Below are 16,706 nucleotides of genomic sequence, written 5' to 3'. Positions count from 1 at the left end.
ACACAGAACGTCGATGACGAGACAGATTCCTGTGGGAGCGAGCTTGCTCGCGATAGCGGTGTATCAGTCCCAACAATGCTGGCTGATACTGCGTAATCGCGAGCAAGCTCGCTCCCACAGGGTTTGGCATTCAGAGGATGTGCCAAGTCCTTTAAACAAAAAACGGAGCGTATGAACGCTCCGTTTTCGTGACAGCCCAGGCGATTTACTTGCCGACCTGTTTTTCCTTGATTTCCGCCAAGGTCTTGCAGTCGATGCACAGGTCGGCGGTTGGACGGGCTTCGAGGCGGCGGATGCCGATTTCGATGCCGCAGGACTCGCACCAACCGTATTCTTCGTCTTCGATCAGTTGCAGGGTCTTGTCGATCTTCTTGATGAGTTTGCGCTCACGGTCACGGGCGCGCAGTTCGAGGCTGAACTCCTCTTCCTGGCTGGCACGGTCGGCCGGGTCAGGGAAGTTGGCCGCTTCGTCTTTCATGTGATCCACGGTGCGGTCGACTTCCTGCATCAAGTCCTGTTTCCACTTGTTCAGGATCTTGGTGAAGTGCGCGCGCATGGGGGCGCCCATGTATTCTTCGCCGGCTTGCGGGACGTAAGGCTCAAACCCGCTGAGCGACTGATTTTGATTCTGCTTTGCTTGGGTGGGCATGAATGGACCGCCTCTACTCTTGTAATCCAACGCAGGATTGCTCCATCACCGACACCTGCCGGCCCTGCGGCTGCAAGCGGGCGAACTTACCAGATCAAATCGGGCCGCGCTACTCCCGGTTGTCGAGCCTGCGGCGGGCGGGGCTTTGTGACACATGGCCGGGTCTGGTTCGGTGTGGATGCAACCGTGCTCAATGCTTGATTCTAGTCAAGCCTGGGTCAATCGCCGGAGTCATTTCCAGTAATCCACCGGCTCAGACCTCACAAGGTTCGCGCTCGTTCCCGCACCGGCCACTGAGTTGGGTAGAATCGATTTTTTTTATGTTGAAGGAAGGCCAATGGCTCAGCCCTACAGCGCGCGTAGCCGCGCCATCGAACCTTTCCATGTGATGGCGCTGCTGGCCCGGGCCAATGAACTGCAGGCGGCGGGGCATGACGTCATCCACCTAGAGATCGGCGAGCCGGACTTCACCACCGCCGAGCCGATCATCCGGGCCGGCCAGGCGGCGCTGGCAGCGGGCAAGACCCGTTACACCGCGGCTCGCGGCATTCCGGAGCTGCGCGAGGCCATCGCCGGCTTCTACCAGCAACGCTATGGCGTCGACATCGATCCCCGGCGCATTCTGGTGACGCCCGGCGGTTCCGGTGCGCTGCTGCTGGCCAGTGCGCTGCTGGTGGACCCGGGCAAGCATTGGCTACTGGCCGACCCCGGTTACCCATGCAACCGACATTTCCTGCGCCTGGTGGAAGGCGCGGCGCAACTGGTGCCAGTGGGGCCGGACGTGCGCTATCAACTGACGCCGGACTTGGTGAACCGCTACTGGGACCAGGACACCGTCGGCGCGCTGGTGGCGTCGCCGGCCAACCCGACCGGGACGATTCTGAGCCGGGACGAGCTGGCGGGCCTGTCCAGGGCCATCAAGGGGCACAACGGTCACCTGGTGGTGGATGAGATCTACCATGGCCTGACCTACGGCACCGACGCCACCAGCGTGCTGGAGGTCGATAACGACGCCTTTGTCCTCAACAGCTTTTCCAAATATTTCGGCATGACCGGCTGGCGGCTTGGCTGGCTGGTGGCCCCTTCGGCCGCCGTCGGCGAGCTGGAGAAGCTGGCGCAGAACCTTTATATCAGCGCACCGAGCATGGCCCAGCATGCGGCATTGGCCTGTTTCGAACCCGCCACCATTGAAATCTTCGAGCAGCGCCGGGCTGAGTTCGCCCTGCGTCGCGATTTTCTGCTGCCGGCGTTGCGTGAGTTGGGCTTCGGCATCACGGTGGAGCCGGAAGGGGCGTTCTACCTGTATGCCGACATCAGTGCGTTCGGCGGCGACGCCTTTGCGTTTTGCCAACATTTCCTGGAAACCGAACATGTGGCCTTCACCCCAGGCCTGGACTTTGGCCGCCATCAGGCCAGCCATCATGTGCGTTTCGCCTATACCCAGAACCTGGCGCGGCTACAGGAAGCGGTGGGGCGAATCGAGCGCGGGCTGCGGAGTTGGAAAGGCTGATGCGTTTCTCACCCGAGTTGGAGGAAGGCCGCCTGATTCGCCGTTACAAGCGTTTTCTAGCGGATATCGAGACCGTTCATGGCGAATTGCTCACTATTCACTGTCCGAACACCGGTTCGATGCTCAACTGCATGGCAGAGGGCGCACGCGTCTGGTTCAGCCGCTCCAACGACCCCAAGCGCAAGTTGCCCGGCACCTGGGAAATAGGCCAGACCCCTCAAGGGCGCCTGGCGTGCATCAACACCGCGCGGGCTAATGCGCTGGTCGAGGAAGCGTTGCGCAATGGGGTCATCGGTGAGCTGAACGGGTTCACCTTGCTCAAGCGAGAAGTGGCTTACGGTCAGGAAAACAGTCGTATCGATTTTCGCCTGGATTACCCGCATGGGTCGGCCTGGGTCGAAGTCAAAAGCGTCACCCTGGGCTTTGATGGCACCAACGTGGCGGCGTTTCCTGATGCGGTGACTCTGCGCGGCGCCAGGCATCTGAGGGAGCTTGCCTGCCTGGCGCGGGAGGGCGTGCGGGCAGTGCAGTTGTACTGTGTGAATCTGAGCGGCATCGACGCGGTTCGCCCGGCAGAAGAGATCGACCCGATGTACGCGGCCGCGCTGCGCGAAGCGGTGGCGGCGGGCGTTGAAGTGCTGGCCTACGGGGTGACGTTGACGCCCGAGCAACTGCGGGTGGACCGTCCGCTGCCAGTGTTGCTCGAACCGCTACAGCTCGACCCAGATGCCTTGCTCGTCCTCCCGGCTGTCTAGCACAGCCAAAAACTGACCGGCACAGGGGCCGGCCACGCATTCACCGTTTTCGATCAAAAACAGGGCGCCATGGGTAGCGCACTGGATCAGGCTGGCGCTGGGGTCGAGGAATTGGTCGGGCTGCCACTCCAGCGGTACGCCACGGTGCGGGCAGCGATTGAGGTAGACGTAGGCCTGGCCTGCGCGCCGTACGGCCAGCACCTTGCGCCCATCAAAGTCGAAACCGCGACTTTTGTTGTCGGGCAGTTCGGCGCTGGTGCACAGAAATTTCATAGGTGTCTCGTGCTTATGTTGAATGAACCCTCTCCGGGAGCGAGCCGGCTCGCGAAGGCGGTGGGGCAACCGACAACAGAGTGATTGGCACTGCGCTATGGCGCGAGCAGGCTCGCCCCCCAGAGGCAGGCCTGAAGGTCAAAAAAATGGATACGCTGGTGGAGGATATCCGTCCTGGCGATTCCGTGCCCCCATTGGTTTCCTACAAACGTTTCTTACAAAGGTTTCTTACAAAGGTTTCTTACAAAGGTTTCTTACAAAGGTTTCTTACAAAGGTTTCTTACAAAGGTTTCCTGCAAGCAAAAAAAAGACCCGGCAAGAGCCGGGTCGAATAACCGTGATTAGCCTGATGAGGAGATATCTGAAAGTCCGAACCAAGGCCTGTTCAAATATCGACCAGTCTCGCGACCGGATGTGGTAATCATAGCGATTCTCATTTCCATGTCAAACATTGTTTGGTGATTTATTCGAAACATCAGCGGCGCAACCCGCTGTGTCAGGCTTTGTGCCGCGTTGAAATAGCTTCCAACTGTTTGTTCAAGGCTTCCTTGCGTTCAGCGGGAATGTCGTTCCAGTGCACATCCATCAACGCGCCTTCGATTGCGTACAGCAAAACCTTGGACGCCCGGAAACCGCGGGTACGCACGGCGCGGTAGGCGTCAACGGCACCGAGGCGGCGCAAATCCGAAGCGCTGTGGATACCCACGGCGTGCAGCCACTGGGCCGACGTCTTGCCCAGGTTTTTCAGGTGTTGCAGTTCATCATTCATCGAGCCTCCTTGCGACGGCCGACTGGTGCAATGGGCAAGCCTCTGAGCAGTGTAGCGGTCAGTAGGAAAAGCGTGATTCTTTGGTGGGATTTAACGCAAAAGCTTCTAATGCATTACGCACGATGGAGAAGCAGAGGGCGACAGCACTCATCATCCAGCGCAGGCGGGGGCGCTGGAGATCGGTGTGTACGACGCCAAGTCAGCCTTGGGTGGTCCCGTGTGACGTTAGCGGGTGCGGTAGCGCAGCCGGGTGCCGAAGTTCATCGACATCAGGATCTCGTCGGCCGATAGCTCCGGCGGGAAGTAAGCGCCGGAGATCTGTGCATGGGCCAGACTCGCGCCTTCCAGGGATGACTTGCGAAAATCGATGCCACGCAGGTCGGCGGAACGGAAGTAGGCGTCACTGAAATCGACATCGTCTGCGTTCAGTTCCCGCAGATCAAGACCACGGAAATCGCCGCCGCTCAGGTCGACCGGGCCTTGGGGGCGTTCACTGTTGAAGCCTGCGATATCGTCTTTGCGCAGCAAGGCGTAAAGCGGAGTGTTGAGATTCTTGGGATGGCTCATGTCATAGCACCTGTTGGTTTTATGACGCCAGTATAGTGCCACTATTTGGCGACCGTGAAGCCGGGCGTCGCTTCACGGTCGAGATATTTATCTACAGGCCCGGCAGCCGTTGACGGATTTGCGCGACGACCACGTCGAGAGTCCCGCTTTCATTGGTCTGCACACGTTTACTGCAAAGGATCTCCGCCGGCGTGAGGGCTTCGCGGCTGGACTGTTGGGCGGCGATCACAGCCAGATTCGCATCGGACGGGTCTTTCTGGTCAGTCTGGCGCTGCGCGAGGCGGCTTTCGATGACGGCTTGTGGAGCGTCGCAATCCAGGATAAGGAACGGAGCCCCCGTGGCTTCGGCGATCTTCGCGGCGGCGTCGCGTTGGTCTCGCTTGAGGTAGGTGGCATCTATCACCACGGGGAACCCGGCACGCAGAATCACCTCGGCGACTTCATGCAGGCGAGCGTAGGTGGCGCTGCTGGCATCGTTGCTATAAATGCCGGCTTGTGGATCGTTAGCCACCTGTTGTTCACCGAACAGGCGCTTGCGTTCCACGTCCGAACGCAGGCGGATGGCGCCCAACGCTTCCACCAGGCGCATCGCGACATGGCTTTTACCGACGGCCGAAACGCCGTGGGTGATCGCCAGCAGGCGTGAAGGGATGGTGCTGTAGCTTTCCGCGAGGTTGGCGTAGTTGCGATACTGGCGCAGGGTCGTGGCGCGCTGCACCGGATCGGCCTCGGCGGGCATGCTGAACAGCGCGATCTTGGCGCGGACGAGGGCACGATAGGCTTTATAGAAGTTCAGCAGTTCCAGGCCCTGGTAGTCCCCGGTCAGTTCCAGGTACTGGCTGACGAAGCGCCGGGCCAGGGATTTGAGGCCACGGTCCTCCAGGTCCATCGCCAGGAATGCGGTATCGGCGTAGACGTCGGTGAAGCGGAACGGTTCGTTGAACTCGATGCAGTCAAAAATGACCACCTTGCCGTCGATCACGGTGATATTGCCCAAGTGGATATCGCCGTGGCATTCGCGGATAAATCCTTCCGCCTTGCGTTGGTTGAAGAGTGGCTTGAGGCGTTCAAAACTGCTCTCGGCCCAGGCTTGCAGCGCTTCGAGCTGCAACAGGTCGGCCTTGTCGCTGAGAAACGGAAGAATCTGTTCGAAGTTCTGCAGCACCGGCGCCATCACGCTTTGCGGCGTGCCGGCGGCATGCTCGGCGGGTACCTGGGGCGTGGCGAGGTGGAATCGGGCGATCTGCTCGGCCATCTCGTCGACATGCGCGGTGGTCAGCTCGCCATTGGCCTGCAGCGTGCTGAGCATCTGGCTCTGCGGAAATTGCCGCATCTTCAGCGCGTATTCGATGGCCGGCCCGTCGCCACCCAGCTGCGGCGCTTCGACACTGCCGGTGATCGGTAACACCTCCAGATACAGGTCCTGGGTCAGGCGCTGGTTCAGGCGCAGCTCTTCGCCACAGAAATGCCGGCGCGCCTCCAGACTGGTGAAATCGAGAAAGCCGAAGTTGGCCGGCTTCTTGATTTTATAAGCGTAGGGTCCGGTGAGCACCACCCAGGAAATATGGGTTTCGATGACCTGGAACCCTTCTACGGGATGCGGGTAGAGGGCCGGGTTTTGCAGGGCAGCGATCAGGGATTGGCTCACGGGCGGTCCTTCAGAGTCTGGAGAATTCGAGGCGGTCATTATGGCGACAAGCGAGGTTAACGCAAACCTTGCCCGCCTCATGTTGAACCACGACAAAGTGCGTATAATCCGCCGCCATGACTCGTACCCGATCCCCCCGTACCCCCAAGAAACCACCCGCCAGCCGCCTGCGGCCCTGGTTGGGCTGGGCCCTTAAACTGAGCCTGGTTGGCCTTGTCGTGCTCGCCGGATTTGCGGTCTACCTCGATGCGGTGGTCCAGGAAAAATTCTCCGGCAAGCGCTGGACGATTCCGGCCAAGGTCTATGCCAGGCCGTTGGAGCTGTTCGTCGGACAAAAGCTGAGCCGCGACGATTTCCTGACCGAACTCGATGCCTTGGGCTATCGCCGTGAAAGCGTGGCCAATGGTCCCGGTGCAGCTTCGGTCAATGGCAATACCGTCGATCTCAATACCCGCGGCTTCCAGTTCTATGAAGGCATGGAACAGGCGCAGCAGGTGCGAGTGCGTTTTTCCGGTGATTACGTGGCGGCGCTGACGGGCGCCAACAACGCCAGCCTGTCGGTGGTGCGCCTCGAACCACTGTTGATCGGTGGCCTGTACCCCAAGAACCTCGAGGACCGGATCCTGATCAAGATCGACCAGGTACCGCCGTTCCTGCTCGATACGCTGATCACCGTCGAAGACCGCGACTTCTATCATCACTTCGGTGTTTCGCCCAAGTCGATTGCCCGGGCGGTCTGGGTCAATACGTCCTCCGGTCATATGCGCCAGGGCGGCAGTACCCTGACCCAACAGTTGGTCAAGAACTTCTACCTGACCAACGAACGCAGCCTCACCCGCAAGCTCACCGAAGCCATGATGGCGCTGCTGCTGGAACTGCACTACGACAAGCAGGAGATCCTGGAGGCGTACCTCAACGAGGTCTTTATCGGCCAGGACGGCCAGCGCGCCGTGCACGGTTTCGGCCTCGCCAGCCAGTTCTTCTTCAGCCAGCCGCTGTCGGAACTCAAGCTGCATCAAGTGGCGTTGCTGGTGGGCATGGTCAAGGGGCCGTCTTCCTATAATCCACGGCGTTATCCGGAGCGTGCCCTCGAACGGCGCAACCTGGTGCTCGACCTGCTGCAACAGCAAGGCGTGGCGACTGCCGAGCAAGTCGAAGCGGCGAAGAAGATGCCGCTGGGCGTGACCAAGCGGGGCAGCCTGGCGGACAGCTCGTTTCCGGGTTTCATGGACCTGGTCAAGCGCCAGTTGCGTGAAGACTATCGCGACGAAGACTTGACCGAAGAAGGCCTGCGGATCTTCACCAGCTTCGATCCGATCCTGCAAATGAAGGCCGAGGCCTCGGTCGAGGACACTTTCAAGCGCCTCGGCGCACGCAAAGGCGCCGATGAAGTCGAAGCCGCCATGGTGGTGACCAATCCCGAAACCGGTGAAGTCCAGGCCATGATCGGCAGTCGCCAGGCCAGTTTCGCCGGCTTCAACCGGGCCCTGGATGCCGTCCGCCCGATCGGCTCGCTGATCAAGCCTGCGGTGTACCTCACCGCACTGGAAAAACCCAGCCAGTACACACTGACCAGTTGGCTTTCGGACGAGATGTTCTCGGTCAAGGGCGCGGACGGCCAGGTGTGGAAGCCGCAGAACTACGATCGTCGCTCCCACGGCACGGTGTTCCTGTACCAGGGGTTGGCGCATTCCTACAACCTCTCAACGGCCCGCCTCGGGCTGGAAGTCGGGGTGCCGAATGTGCTCAAGACCGTGGCGCGCCTGGGGGTAAGCCGCGAGCTGCCAGCGTTCCCATCAATGCTCCTGGGGGCCGGAGGCCTTACGCCGATTGAAGTGGCGGCCATGTACCAGACCCTGGCCAACGGCGGATTCAATACGCCGATGCGCGGGATCCGTAGCGTGCTCACTGCCGACGGCGAGCCGCTCAAGCGTTACCCGTTCCAGATCCAGCAGCGTTTCGATCCTGGCTCCATCTATTTGATCCAGAGTGCCATGCAGCGCGTCATGCGTGAGGGCACCGGCAGCTCGGTCTATAACGTGCTGCCCCGGACCCTGACCCTGGCGGGCAAGACCGGTACCAGTAACGACTCGCGCGACAGCTGGTTCGCCGGTTTCAGCCAGGATCTGCTGGCGGTGGTCTGGCTTGGACGTGATGACAATGGCAAGACCCCGTTCACCGGCGCCACCGGAGCGCTGCAGGTCTGGACCAGTTTCATGCGCAAGGCCGACCCGTTGCCACTGGACATGCCGCAACCGGACAACATCGTCCAGGCCTGGGTCGACTCGCGCACCGGACAAGGTTCCGACGCCAACTGCCCGGGCGCCGTGCAGATGCCGTATATTCGCGGCAGCGAGCCACCTCCCGGCGCAGCCTGCGGGGGCCAGAATCCCGCCGAGTCGGTGATGGATTGGGTCAAGGACTGGATGAATTAAGCAAAGAGGGTTTCACGTGAACAAGTGGTTGATTCCAGCGGTAACGGCCGTGGCTTTGCTCAGTGGCTGCTCTACCGTACAGCGCGGGTCGATTCCGGTCGTTGATTCCGGTACCGCGGTTTCCAATAGCGAGCGGATCTCGGCCAATGGCGGTTTCCGCCAGACGACCGTGAAACGCCCGGCGCAAAACCAGGCCCAGGCGATCCCGCAGGGCGACAGCGGTGTAGTGGTGATGGTGCCTGGCGGCGGTGCCGCGACGTCGGCACCGATCAGCAGCACACCGATTACTCCGGGCCCGATCACGCCTGGCCCGATCACGCCTGGCCCGATCACCCCGGGACCGATCGAGACCTCGCCGATCGATCAAGGCAGCTACAGCATGCCATCGACGCCGAGCAGTATCCCGCCCGCCAGTTCGGGTGGCTTGTCCGCCGATGAGCAACTCGATGGCCCGGTCCTGGCGTTACTGACCACGGCCCAACAGCAACAGGCCGGTGGCGACCTCAATGGTGCGTCCTCCAGCCTGGAGCGTGCCCAGCGTGTCGCACCGCGCGAGCCGCAGGTGCTTTATCGCCTGGCCCAGGTGCGCATGGCCCAGGGCGACGCGCCGCAAGCCGAACAGCTCGCCCGTCGCGGCCTGACTTTCACCAGCGGGCGTCCGGCACTTCAGGCCAGCCTGTGGGAATTGATCGCCCAGGCCCGTGAGAAACAAGGCGACGCTGCCGGCGCGGCACTGGCCCGTCAGAAAGCCAAGGTTGCGCTCTGATGGACACGCGGTTTCCTCAGATTGCCGATCAATTGCTGCTGATCGAGCGCGAGTTGCGAGTCCAGGGCTGGTGGAGCAGCGTTTCGCCATCGGCTGAAGCGCTGGCCAGCGTCGAGCCGTTCGCGGTCGATACCCTGGACTTCGAGCAATGGCTGCAATGGATTTTCCTGCCACGGATGAAGTCGATCCTGGAAAACGATCTGCCGCTGCCCAATGCCTCGGGTATCCTTGCCATGGCCGAAATGGTCTATGCACAACGGCCAGGGCAGGGCATCGGGTTGCAGCGGCTGCTGGCGCAGTTCGACCAGCTGATCAGCGAAGCCGGCTGACGGCCTTCACTGGCAGTTTTCCTCGATCTGCTTGCGGGTCTCATCGATCCGCTGGCGCCGCTGTTCGTCAGTGAGGCGGCGCATTTCTCCCTCCACATCCTCGCGGACTCGCGGGTTGTTCTGCAGTTGGGCCAGGTTGGTCCGGGCCTGTTCGCAGAACGCCTTGAGCTGAGCCTCCTGCTCGGCCACCTGCTTCTTGACCTGTTGATCGATTGCCTTCTGATCGCCAATGGCCTCGCCGGACGGCAGTGCCTGTGGCTTTGTCGGGGGCGAGGCGGATTTGATCACGGTCGTGGCTTCTGCACCTTGCGGCGGCTGGGCGCCGAAGTGGGTAACGCCCTGGGCGTCCACCCATTTGTAGACCTGGCCGGCCATGCACATCGGGCTCAGGCCAACGAGCAGGCTGGCCGTCAATAAGAACATTCGCATGCTGTTTCCTTGTCCTGGGTTGCGCAATTGAAGCTAACACAGTTGGGCTTTAAAGGTTTTTTCTTGCGTTCTCATGCGCTTACTTCAATAAGGCACATTGACGACTTGACTTGCAGAAGGCGAAACAGAAGAATCCAAAGTCCGCTGTAGAGGGACTGCCAGAAGCAGGCCCACTCGGCAGATCATGAGGCGCATATCCGCGCCGACCTGTTACACCCGCAACGCGTTACCTCGCGCTGGGTGGGAAAGGCCCGCAACACTTGGGACGATCCCAATACTTGCTCAGTCAGTGCTGACGTAGTCGGCGACCACCGTCGCTCATGCTCTGCCGAGAAGTAAACCTATTAAGACCCGTCCCCTTTCGTGGGTCGGTATTCTGGCGTTTTAGAGGTGAACAACGTGGAGCTTTTATCTGGCGGTGAGATGCTCGTCCGCTTTTTGCGTGACGAAGGCGTCAAATATATCTATGGGTACCCAGGTGGTGCTCTTCTTCATGTCTATGATGCCCTGTTCAAAGAACCGGAAGTGACCCACATCCTGGTTCGTCACGAACAGGCCGCGACCCACATGGCTGACGGCTATGCCCGCGCCACCGGCAAGGCCGGCGTGGTGCTGGTGACATCCGGCCCGGGCGCCACGAACGCCATCACCGGTATCGCCACCGCGTACATGGACTCGATCCCGATGGTGATCATTTCTGGTCAGGTGCCCAGCACCATGGTCGGTACCGATGCGTTCCAGGAAACCGACATGATCGGTATCTCCCGGCCGATCGTGAAGCACAGCTTCATGATCAAGCACGCATCGGAAATCCCGGAAGTGATGAAGAAGGCCTTTTACCTGGCCGAATCCGGTCGTCCGGGCCCGGTCGTGGTCGACGTCCCGAAAGACATGACCAACCCGGCCGAGAAGTTCGAATACATCTTCCCGAAAAAAGCCAAGCTGCGTTCCTACAGTCCGGCTGTACGCGGTCATTCGGGACAAATCCGCAAGGCCGCCGAAATGCTGCTGGCCGCCAAGCGCCCGGTGCTGTACTCGGGCGGTGGCGTGATCCTCGGTGGCGGCTCCGCGCAACTGACCGAACTGGCGAAAATGCTTAACCTGCCGGTCACCAATACCCTGATGGGCCTGGGTGCCTATCCGGGTACCGACCGTCAGTTCATCGGCATGCTCGGCATGCACGGCAGCTACACGGCCAACCTGGCGATGCACCATGCGGACGTGATACTGGCAGTCGGCGCACGTTTCGACGATCGTGTGATCAACGGTGCGGCGAAGTTCTGCCCGAACGCCAAGATCATCCACATCGACATCGACCCGGCTTCCATCTCCAAGACGATCAAGGCAGACGTGCCGATTGTCGGTCCTGTCGAGAGCGTGCTGACCGAAATGGTCGCCATCCTCAAGGAGATCGGAGAAACCCCGAACAAGGACGCGGTGACCAGTTGGTGGAAACAGGTGGATGAATGGCGTGGCGATCGCGGCCTGTTCCCTTACGACAAGGGTGACGGCAGCATGATCAAGCCGCAGACCGTGATCGAAACCTTGTGCGAAGTGACCAAAGGCGATGCCTTCGTGACCTCCGATGTGGGTCAGCACCAGATGTTCGCCGCGCAGTACTACAAGTTCAACAAGCCCAACCGCTGGATCAACTCCGGTGGCCTGGGCACCATGGGCTTCGGTCTGCCGGCGGCCATGGGCATCCAGTTGAACTTCCCGGATGCCGACGTCGCCTGCGTTACGGGCGAGGGCAGCATCCAGATGAACATCCAGGAGCTGTCCACCTGCCTGCAGTACGGTCTGCCGGTGAAGATCGTGATCCTGAACAACGGTGTGCTGGGGATGGTTCGCCAGTGGCAGGACATGAGCTACGGCAGTCGCCACTCGCATTCCTACATGGAATCCCTGCCTGATTTCGTCAAGCTGGCCGAAGCCTACGGTCACGTGGGCGTGCGCATCACCGAATCGAAGGATTTGAAGTCGAAGATGGAGGAGGCGTTCGCCATGAAGGATCGCCTGGTGGTAATCGACATTGCGGTTGACACCAGCGAGCACGTCTATCCGATGCAGATCAAAGACGGCTCCATGCGCGATATGTGGCTGAGCAAGACGGAGCGTACCTAATCATGCGACATATTATTTCCTTGCTTCTGGAAAACGAACCGGGCGCTCTGTCTCGTGTTGTAGGCCTGTTCTCGCAGCGCAACTACAACATCGAAAGCCTGACCGTGGCGCCAACCGAGGACCCGACCCTGTCGCGTCTGACGCTGACCACGGTAGGTCACGATGAAATCATCGAGCAGATCACCAAGAACCTGAACAAGCTGATCGAGGTGGTCAAGCTGGTGGACCTGTCGGAAAGCGCTCATATCGAGCGTGAACTGATGCTGGTCAAGGTCAAGGCCACCGGCGCCCAGCGCGCCGAGATCAAACGTACTACCGATATTTATCGTGGGCAGATCGTCGATGTCAGCGCCAGCGTCTATACCGTTCAGTTGACCGGTACCAGCGACAAGCTCGACAGCTTCATCCAATCGATCGGTACTGCCTCGATCCTGGAAACCGTACGCAGTGGCGTCACCGGCATTGCCCGTGGCGACAAAGTACTGAGCATCTAAATCAAATTAGCGAATGGCCTGAACGGCCGGATATAGGGGTAATTCATGAAAGTTTTCTACGATAAAGACTGCGACCTGTCGATCATCCAGGGCAAGAAAGTCGCCATCATTGGCTACGGCTCCCAAGGTCACGCCCAGGCGTGCAACCTGAAAGACTCCGGCGTTGACGTGACCGTCGGTCTGCGTAAAGGCTCGTCCACCGTTGCCAAGGCAGAAGCCCATGGCCTGAAAGTGGCTGACGTGGCTTCCGCTGTTGCCGCAGCCGACCTGGTCATGATCCTGACTCCGGACGAATTCCAGGGCGCTCTGTACCGCGACGAGATCGAGCCGAACATCAAGAAGGGCGCAACCCTGGCTTTCTCCCACGGCTTCTCGATCCACTACAACCAGGTCGTGCCACGTGCTGACCTGGACGTGATCATGATCGCGCCCAAGGCTCCAGGCCACACCGTGCGTTCCGAGTTCGTCAAGGGCGGCGGTATCCCTGACCTGATCGCGATCTACCAGGACGCATCGGGCAACGCCAAGAACGTGGCCCTGTCCTACGCTGCCGGTGTTGGCGGCGGTCGTACCGGCATCATCGAAACCACCTTCAAGGACGAGACCGAAACCGACCTGTTCGGCGAGCAAGCCGTTCTGTGCGGCGGTACCGTCGAACTGGTGAAAGCCGGTTTCGAAACCCTGGTTGAAGCCGGCTACGCGCCAGAAATGGCTTACTTCGAATGCCTGCACGAACTGAAACTGATCGTTGACCTCATGTACGAAGGCGGTATCGCCAACATGAACTACTCGATCTCCAACAACGCTGAGTACGGCGAATACGTGACCGGCCCGGAAGTGATCAACGCCGAATCCCGTCAGGCCATGCGCAACGCCCTGAAACGTATTCAGGACGGCGAATACGCCAAGATGTTCATCAGCGAAGGCGCCACCGGCTATCCTTCGATGACCGCCAAGCGTCGTAATAACGCTGCCCACGGCATCGAAATCATCGGTGAGCAACTGCGCTCCATGATGCCTTGGATCAGCGCCAACAAGATTGTCGACAAAGCCAAGAACTGAGTCGCAAGCTTGATCGAAAAACGCGGCCCTGGCCGCGTTTTTTCGTTTGGTGGGCGGCTTCTGGTATAAAGCTGCATCGTTTGCGGCCGAACCGTCGTCCCAGGCGTCTGTCGAATTTTTTCACACCGTTGCAAGGTACTGTCCATGAGCGAACGTCCCGAAGAGCCGAATCAGGCTTCTGACGCCGAAAGCCTGCTGCCCATCGATGAGCATGTCGAAGAAGGTCATGACGCTGAAGGCCGTAAGGTCCGGCATCGTGGCATCTATCTGCTGCCAAACCTGTTCACCACCGCGAACCTGTTCGCTGGCTTCTATTCCATCATCAGTTCCATGAGTGCCCAGGCTGCACTGAGTGCCGGCGATAGCGCAGGAGCGAGTCGTTACTTTGCCTTCGCCGCCATCGCAATCTTCGTCGCCATGGTGCTCGACGGCCTGGACGGGCGCGTTGCCCGCATGACCAACACCCAGAGCGCATTCGGTGCCGAATACGATTCGTTGTCCGATATGGTCGCCTTCGGCGTGGCGCCTGCCTTGTTGGCGTTCGGTTGGGCACTGGGGGATATGGGCAAGGTTGGCTGGATGGTTGCCTTTATCTATGTCGCAGGTGCGGCGTTGCGCCTGGCGCGTTTCAATACCCAGGTCGGCAAGGCGGACAAGCGCTACTTCATCGGCTTGGCCAGTCCGGCTGCGGCGGGTGTCGTGGCCGGGGTCGTCTGGGCGTTCAGTGACTACGGTATCCAGGGTTCGAAGATGTCGTTCCTGGTGGCGCTGCTGGTGGCGGCAGCCGGGATGTTGATGGTCAGCAATATCAAGTACAACAGCTTCAAGGAGCTGGACTTGAAAGGGCGAGTGCCGTTCGTTGCGATCCTGGCGGTGGTGCTGGTATTTGCAGTGGTGTTCAGCGATCCGCCACGTATCCTGCTGCTGGTGTTTCTCGCGTATGCCGCTTCCGGACCGGTGCAATATTTGCTGCGTCTTCGTCGCCGCTAAATGTTGCCTTAATGTAATTTCCCCCATACTCCGCAGTCTATTGGTGCATCTGCCCTCCAATGCTGCGGAGTTGTCATGCTGATCAAGATCCCCAAGTCGTCCGACTGCTCAGAATCAGACGTCACGCCTGAGTCCCTCTATTTCTCTCGTCGTCAGCTGCTTGGCGCCAGCGTGGCTGGAGTGGCGATCAGTAGCCTGCCGCGCTGGGCCGGTGCTGCCGATGCAGCGCGGTACGCCGATGTCGAGCCTGGCAAGGCGCCGTCCTGGTTTACCAAGAAGCTACCATCGACTCAATGGGGCGCTATTACGGTTAATGAGCCCATTACACCGTTCAAGGACGCCACCCACTACAACAACTTCTATGAATTCGGGACTGACAAGGGGGATCCGGCTGCGAATGCCGGCTCCCTGAAAACCGAACCCTGGAGCGTAGTGGTCGATGGGGAAGTGAGTAAGCCGGGACGCTACGGCCTGGAAGACTTCATGAAGCCTTATCAGTTGGAAGAGCGAATTTACCGACTGCGCTGTGTTGAAGCCTGGTCGATGGTCGTCCCCTGGATCGGTTTTCCTGTCTCCGCGCTGCTCAAACACGTCGAACCCACCTCGAAGGCCAAATACATTCGTTTTGAAACCTTACAGGATCCCAAGGTCATGCCGGGACAGCGCTCGGGGTTCGCCTTGATCGACTGGCCTTATGTAGAGGGCCTGCGATTGGACGAGGCAATGAATCCCTTGGCGATTCTGGCGGTAGGCATGTACGGGCGGGAGCTGCCGAACCAGAACGGCGCGCCGTTGCGACTGGTGGTGCCGTGGAAATACGGGTTCAAGAGCGTGAAGTCCATCGTGCGTATCAGCCTGGTCAGCGAACAGCCGAGAACCACCTGGCAGAGCATTGCAGCTGATGAGTACGGCTTTTATGCCAACGTCAATCCAACGGTCGATCATCCGCGCTGGACCCAGGCCCATGAACGTCGTTTGCCAAGCGGCCTGTTCAGCCCCAATGTCCGCGATACCCTGATGTTCAACGGGTACCAGGATGAAGTCGCTTCCTTATATGCGGGAATGGATTTGAGGAAGGATTACTGATGCGTTTTCCTCTGTGGCGGATTGGCGTCTTCATTGCCGCAGCAATCTGGCCGATGCTCTGGCTCTATCAGGCGCTGACGAACGCGCTGGGACCTGACCCTGGCAAGGTGCTCGTGGATCGGCTTGGGTTGGGAACGCTGATCCTGTTGCTGATCACGTTGAGCATGACACCGCTACAGAAATTGACGGGGTGGGCGGGATGGATCGCGGTCAGGCGCCAGTTGGGATTGTGGTGTTTTGCCTATGTGGTCCTGCACCTGAGTGGGTATACCGCTTTCATATTGGGGTTCGATTGGTCGCAATTGGGGGTAGAGCTGAGCAAGCGACCTTACATCATTGTCGGAGCGCTGGGGTTTCTAGGATTACTGGCGTTGGCGCTCACGTCCAATCGTTATAGCCAGCGTCGCTTGGGCGGACGCTGGAAGAAATTGCATCGCCTGGTGTATCTGATACTGGGTCTCGGGTTGCTGCATATGCTGTGGATTGTGCGGGCGGATCTGCAGGAGTGGGCGATATATGCGTTTATAGGTGCTGCGCTGTTAGTGTTGCGGCTCCCACCGATTGCCCGGCGGATCCCGCGTTTAAAGGGCAGGAAAGTGTCTTCTGCAACAAAAGCGTAATTAAGGGTTGACGGCAGATTTCAGGTGTCTATAATTCGCCCCACTTCCGGCGCAGTCGAAACGGAAAACTCCTTGAGATTCAATGAGTTACTTGGTTTTCGATGGCGGCCTGCTTCAGTTCATCGAAGTCTGGAAGGAGTCGACAGGGCAGTTGTAGTAGTGCCCATTGACGGTTCGATCTTCTCGGTCGCAAGCGGTGA

Annotated in this window: 17 protein-coding genes; 11 read left to right on the top strand and 6 right to left on the bottom strand. The window is 59.7% G+C overall.

Annotation, left to right across the window (positions count from 1 at the left end):
- Window positions 1-205: 205 nt before the first annotated feature.
- Window positions 206-649, bottom strand: a complete 444-nt coding sequence (dksA, locus tag ACLEJQ_RS19820) for an RNA polymerase-binding protein DksA (protein ID WP_003205639.1) — start codon at window positions 647-649, stop codon at window positions 206-208.
- 337 nt (window positions 650-986) lie between these two features.
- On the opposite strand from dksA, the gene ACLEJQ_RS19815 reads away from it, so the two are divergent.
- Window positions 987-2,159: a pyridoxal phosphate-dependent aminotransferase gene (locus tag ACLEJQ_RS19815; protein ID WP_440797692.1), complete on the top strand. Its 1,173-nt coding sequence runs from the start codon at window positions 987-989 to the stop codon at window positions 2,157-2,159.
- Entirely contained in the window at window positions 2,159-2,914 is a 756-nt protein-coding gene (gene sfsA, locus ACLEJQ_RS19810; RefSeq protein ID WP_440797690.1) for a DNA/RNA nuclease SfsA, read from the top strand. The genes ACLEJQ_RS19815 and sfsA overlap by 1 nt, the downstream gene beginning before the upstream one ends.
- On the opposite strand, the gene ACLEJQ_RS19805 is transcribed toward sfsA, so the two are convergent.
- The 4 genes from ACLEJQ_RS19805 to ACLEJQ_RS19790 all read right to left on the bottom strand — a co-directional run bounded on the left by ACLEJQ_RS19805 (window position 2,870) and on the right by ACLEJQ_RS19790 (window position 6,171).
- Complete coding sequence (locus ACLEJQ_RS19805) at window positions 2,870-3,187, bottom strand: Rieske (2Fe-2S) protein (RefSeq protein ID WP_440797688.1); 318 nt, start codon at window positions 3,185-3,187, stop codon at window positions 2,870-2,872. The genes sfsA and ACLEJQ_RS19805 overlap by 45 nt on opposite strands.
- Window positions 3,188-3,683: 496 nt before the next feature.
- Entirely contained in the window at window positions 3,684-3,956 is a 273-nt protein-coding gene (locus ACLEJQ_RS19800) for a TfoX/Sxy family protein (protein ID WP_245139182.1), read from the bottom strand.
- Between the two features lie 225 nt (window positions 3,957-4,181).
- Window positions 4,182-4,523, bottom strand: coding sequence for a pentapeptide repeat-containing protein (locus ACLEJQ_RS19795; RefSeq protein ID WP_440797686.1), 342 nt, complete (start codon window positions 4,521-4,523; stop codon window positions 4,182-4,184).
- A gap of 91 nt (window positions 4,524-4,614) precedes the next feature.
- Window positions 4,615-6,171 (bottom strand): AAA family ATPase, encoded by a 1,557-nt coding sequence (locus tag ACLEJQ_RS19790; RefSeq protein WP_440797684.1) that lies wholly within the window; start codon window positions 6,169-6,171, stop codon window positions 4,615-4,617.
- Window positions 6,172-6,287: 116 nt separating this feature from the next.
- On the opposite strand from ACLEJQ_RS19790, the gene mrcB reads away from it, so the two are divergent.
- Genes mrcB through ACLEJQ_RS19775 form a run of 3 tightly spaced genes read left to right on the top strand, consistent with a single transcriptional unit; the run spans window position 6,288 to window position 9,701 of the window.
- Window positions 6,288-8,606: a penicillin-binding protein 1B gene (gene mrcB / locus ACLEJQ_RS19785; protein ID WP_440797682.1), complete on the top strand. Its 2,319-nt coding sequence runs from the start codon at window positions 6,288-6,290 to the stop codon at window positions 8,604-8,606.
- Window positions 8,607-8,622: 16 nt separating this feature from the next.
- A complete protein-coding gene (locus ACLEJQ_RS19780) occupies window positions 8,623-9,372 on the top strand; it encodes a hypothetical protein (RefSeq protein ID WP_440797680.1) in 750 nt (249 codons plus the stop codon).
- Window positions 9,372-9,701 (top strand): YqcC family protein, encoded by a 330-nt coding sequence (locus ACLEJQ_RS19775; protein ID WP_440797678.1) that lies wholly within the window; start codon window positions 9,372-9,374, stop codon window positions 9,699-9,701. The genes ACLEJQ_RS19780 and ACLEJQ_RS19775 overlap by 1 nt, the downstream gene beginning before the upstream one ends.
- Before the next feature lie 6 nt (window positions 9,702-9,707).
- Here the strand turns inward: ACLEJQ_RS19775 and ACLEJQ_RS19770 are convergent, their stop codons facing one another.
- Window positions 9,708-10,130 carry a DUF4124 domain-containing protein gene (locus tag ACLEJQ_RS19770; RefSeq protein WP_440797676.1) on the bottom strand — a complete coding sequence of 141 codons (423 nt, stop codon included), beginning with the start codon at window positions 10,128-10,130 and terminating at the stop codon, window positions 9,708-9,710.
- 399 nt (window positions 10,131-10,529) lie between these two features.
- Here ACLEJQ_RS19770 and ACLEJQ_RS19765 point away from each other — a divergent pair, with 399 nt between their 5' ends.
- The 6 genes from ACLEJQ_RS19765 to msrQ all read left to right on the top strand — a co-directional run bounded on the left by ACLEJQ_RS19765 (window position 10,530) and on the right by msrQ (window position 16,506).
- The gene (locus tag ACLEJQ_RS19765) at window positions 10,530-12,254 is read left to right on the top strand and encodes an acetolactate synthase 3 large subunit (protein WP_440797674.1); all 1,725 of its coding nucleotides are present in this window, start codon (window positions 10,530-10,532) and stop codon (window positions 12,252-12,254) included.
- 2 nt (window positions 12,255-12,256) lie between these two features.
- Window positions 12,257-12,748, top strand: a complete 492-nt coding sequence (gene ilvN / locus ACLEJQ_RS19760) for an acetolactate synthase small subunit (protein ID WP_003205610.1) — start codon at window positions 12,257-12,259, stop codon at window positions 12,746-12,748.
- Between the two features lie 45 nt (window positions 12,749-12,793).
- A complete protein-coding gene (gene ilvC, locus ACLEJQ_RS19755) occupies window positions 12,794-13,810 on the top strand; it encodes a ketol-acid reductoisomerase (RefSeq protein ID WP_042728776.1) in 1,017 nt (338 codons plus the stop codon).
- Between the two features lie 144 nt (window positions 13,811-13,954).
- The gene (gene pssA / locus ACLEJQ_RS19750; protein WP_440797672.1) at window positions 13,955-14,800 is read left to right on the top strand and encodes a CDP-diacylglycerol--serine O-phosphatidyltransferase; all 846 of its coding nucleotides are present in this window, start codon (window positions 13,955-13,957) and stop codon (window positions 14,798-14,800) included.
- 75 nt (window positions 14,801-14,875) lie between these two features.
- On the top strand, window positions 14,876-15,886 hold the full coding sequence (gene msrP / locus ACLEJQ_RS19745) for a protein-methionine-sulfoxide reductase catalytic subunit MsrP (RefSeq protein ID WP_440797670.1): 1,011 nt from the start codon (window positions 14,876-14,878) through the stop codon (window positions 15,884-15,886).
- Window positions 15,886-16,506 (top strand): protein-methionine-sulfoxide reductase heme-binding subunit MsrQ, encoded by a 621-nt coding sequence (msrQ, locus tag ACLEJQ_RS19740; protein WP_440797668.1) that lies wholly within the window; start codon window positions 15,886-15,888, stop codon window positions 16,504-16,506. The genes msrP and msrQ overlap by 1 nt, the downstream gene beginning before the upstream one ends.
- The last annotated feature ends 200 nt before the right edge of the window (window positions 16,507-16,706 follow it).

Source organism: Pseudomonas sp. SMV71, from assembly GCF_052042015.1.
Classification (GTDB): domain Bacteria; phylum Pseudomonadota; class Gammaproteobacteria; order Pseudomonadales; family Pseudomonadaceae; genus Aquipseudomonas.
Note: the sequence above shows the minus strand (reverse complement) of the source record. Positions and strands in the feature narration are given on the sequence as shown.

Excerpts from the sequence above, each read along its gene's own strand:
- dksA (WP_003205639.1), bottom strand. The coding sequence starts at position 649 with ATGCCCACCCAAGCAAAGCAGAATCAAAATCAGTCGCTCAGCGGGTTT.
- ACLEJQ_RS19815 (WP_440797692.1), top strand. The coding sequence starts at position 987 with ATGGCTCAGCCCTACAGCGCGCGTAGCCGCGCCATCGAACCTTTCCAT.
- sfsA (WP_440797690.1), top strand. The coding sequence starts at position 2,159 with ATGCGTTTCTCACCCGAGTTGGAGGAAGGCCGCCTGATTCGCCGTTAC.
- ACLEJQ_RS19805 (WP_440797688.1), bottom strand. The coding sequence starts at position 3,187 with ATGAAATTTCTGTGCACCAGCGCCGAACTGCCCGACAACAAAAGTCGC.
- ACLEJQ_RS19800 (WP_245139182.1), bottom strand. The coding sequence starts at position 3,956 with ATGAATGATGAACTGCAACACCTGAAAAACCTGGGCAAGACGTCGGCC.
- ACLEJQ_RS19795 (WP_440797686.1), bottom strand. The coding sequence starts at position 4,523 with ATGAGCCATCCCAAGAATCTCAACACTCCGCTTTACGCCTTGCTGCGC.
- mrcB (WP_440797682.1), top strand. The coding sequence starts at position 6,288 with ATGACTCGTACCCGATCCCCCCGTACCCCCAAGAAACCACCCGCCAGC.
- ACLEJQ_RS19775 (WP_440797678.1), top strand. The coding sequence starts at position 9,372 with ATGGACACGCGGTTTCCTCAGATTGCCGATCAATTGCTGCTGATCGAG.
- ACLEJQ_RS19770 (WP_440797676.1), bottom strand. The coding sequence starts at position 10,130 with ATGCGAATGTTCTTATTGACGGCCAGCCTGCTCGTTGGCCTGAGCCCG.
- ilvN (WP_003205610.1), top strand. The coding sequence starts at position 12,257 with ATGCGACATATTATTTCCTTGCTTCTGGAAAACGAACCGGGCGCTCTG.
- ilvC (WP_042728776.1), top strand. The coding sequence starts at position 12,794 with ATGAAAGTTTTCTACGATAAAGACTGCGACCTGTCGATCATCCAGGGC.
- pssA (WP_440797672.1), top strand. The coding sequence starts at position 13,955 with ATGAGCGAACGTCCCGAAGAGCCGAATCAGGCTTCTGACGCCGAAAGC.
- msrP (WP_440797670.1), top strand. The coding sequence starts at position 14,876 with ATGCTGATCAAGATCCCCAAGTCGTCCGACTGCTCAGAATCAGACGTC.
- msrQ (WP_440797668.1), top strand. The coding sequence starts at position 15,886 with ATGCGTTTTCCTCTGTGGCGGATTGGCGTCTTCATTGCCGCAGCAATC.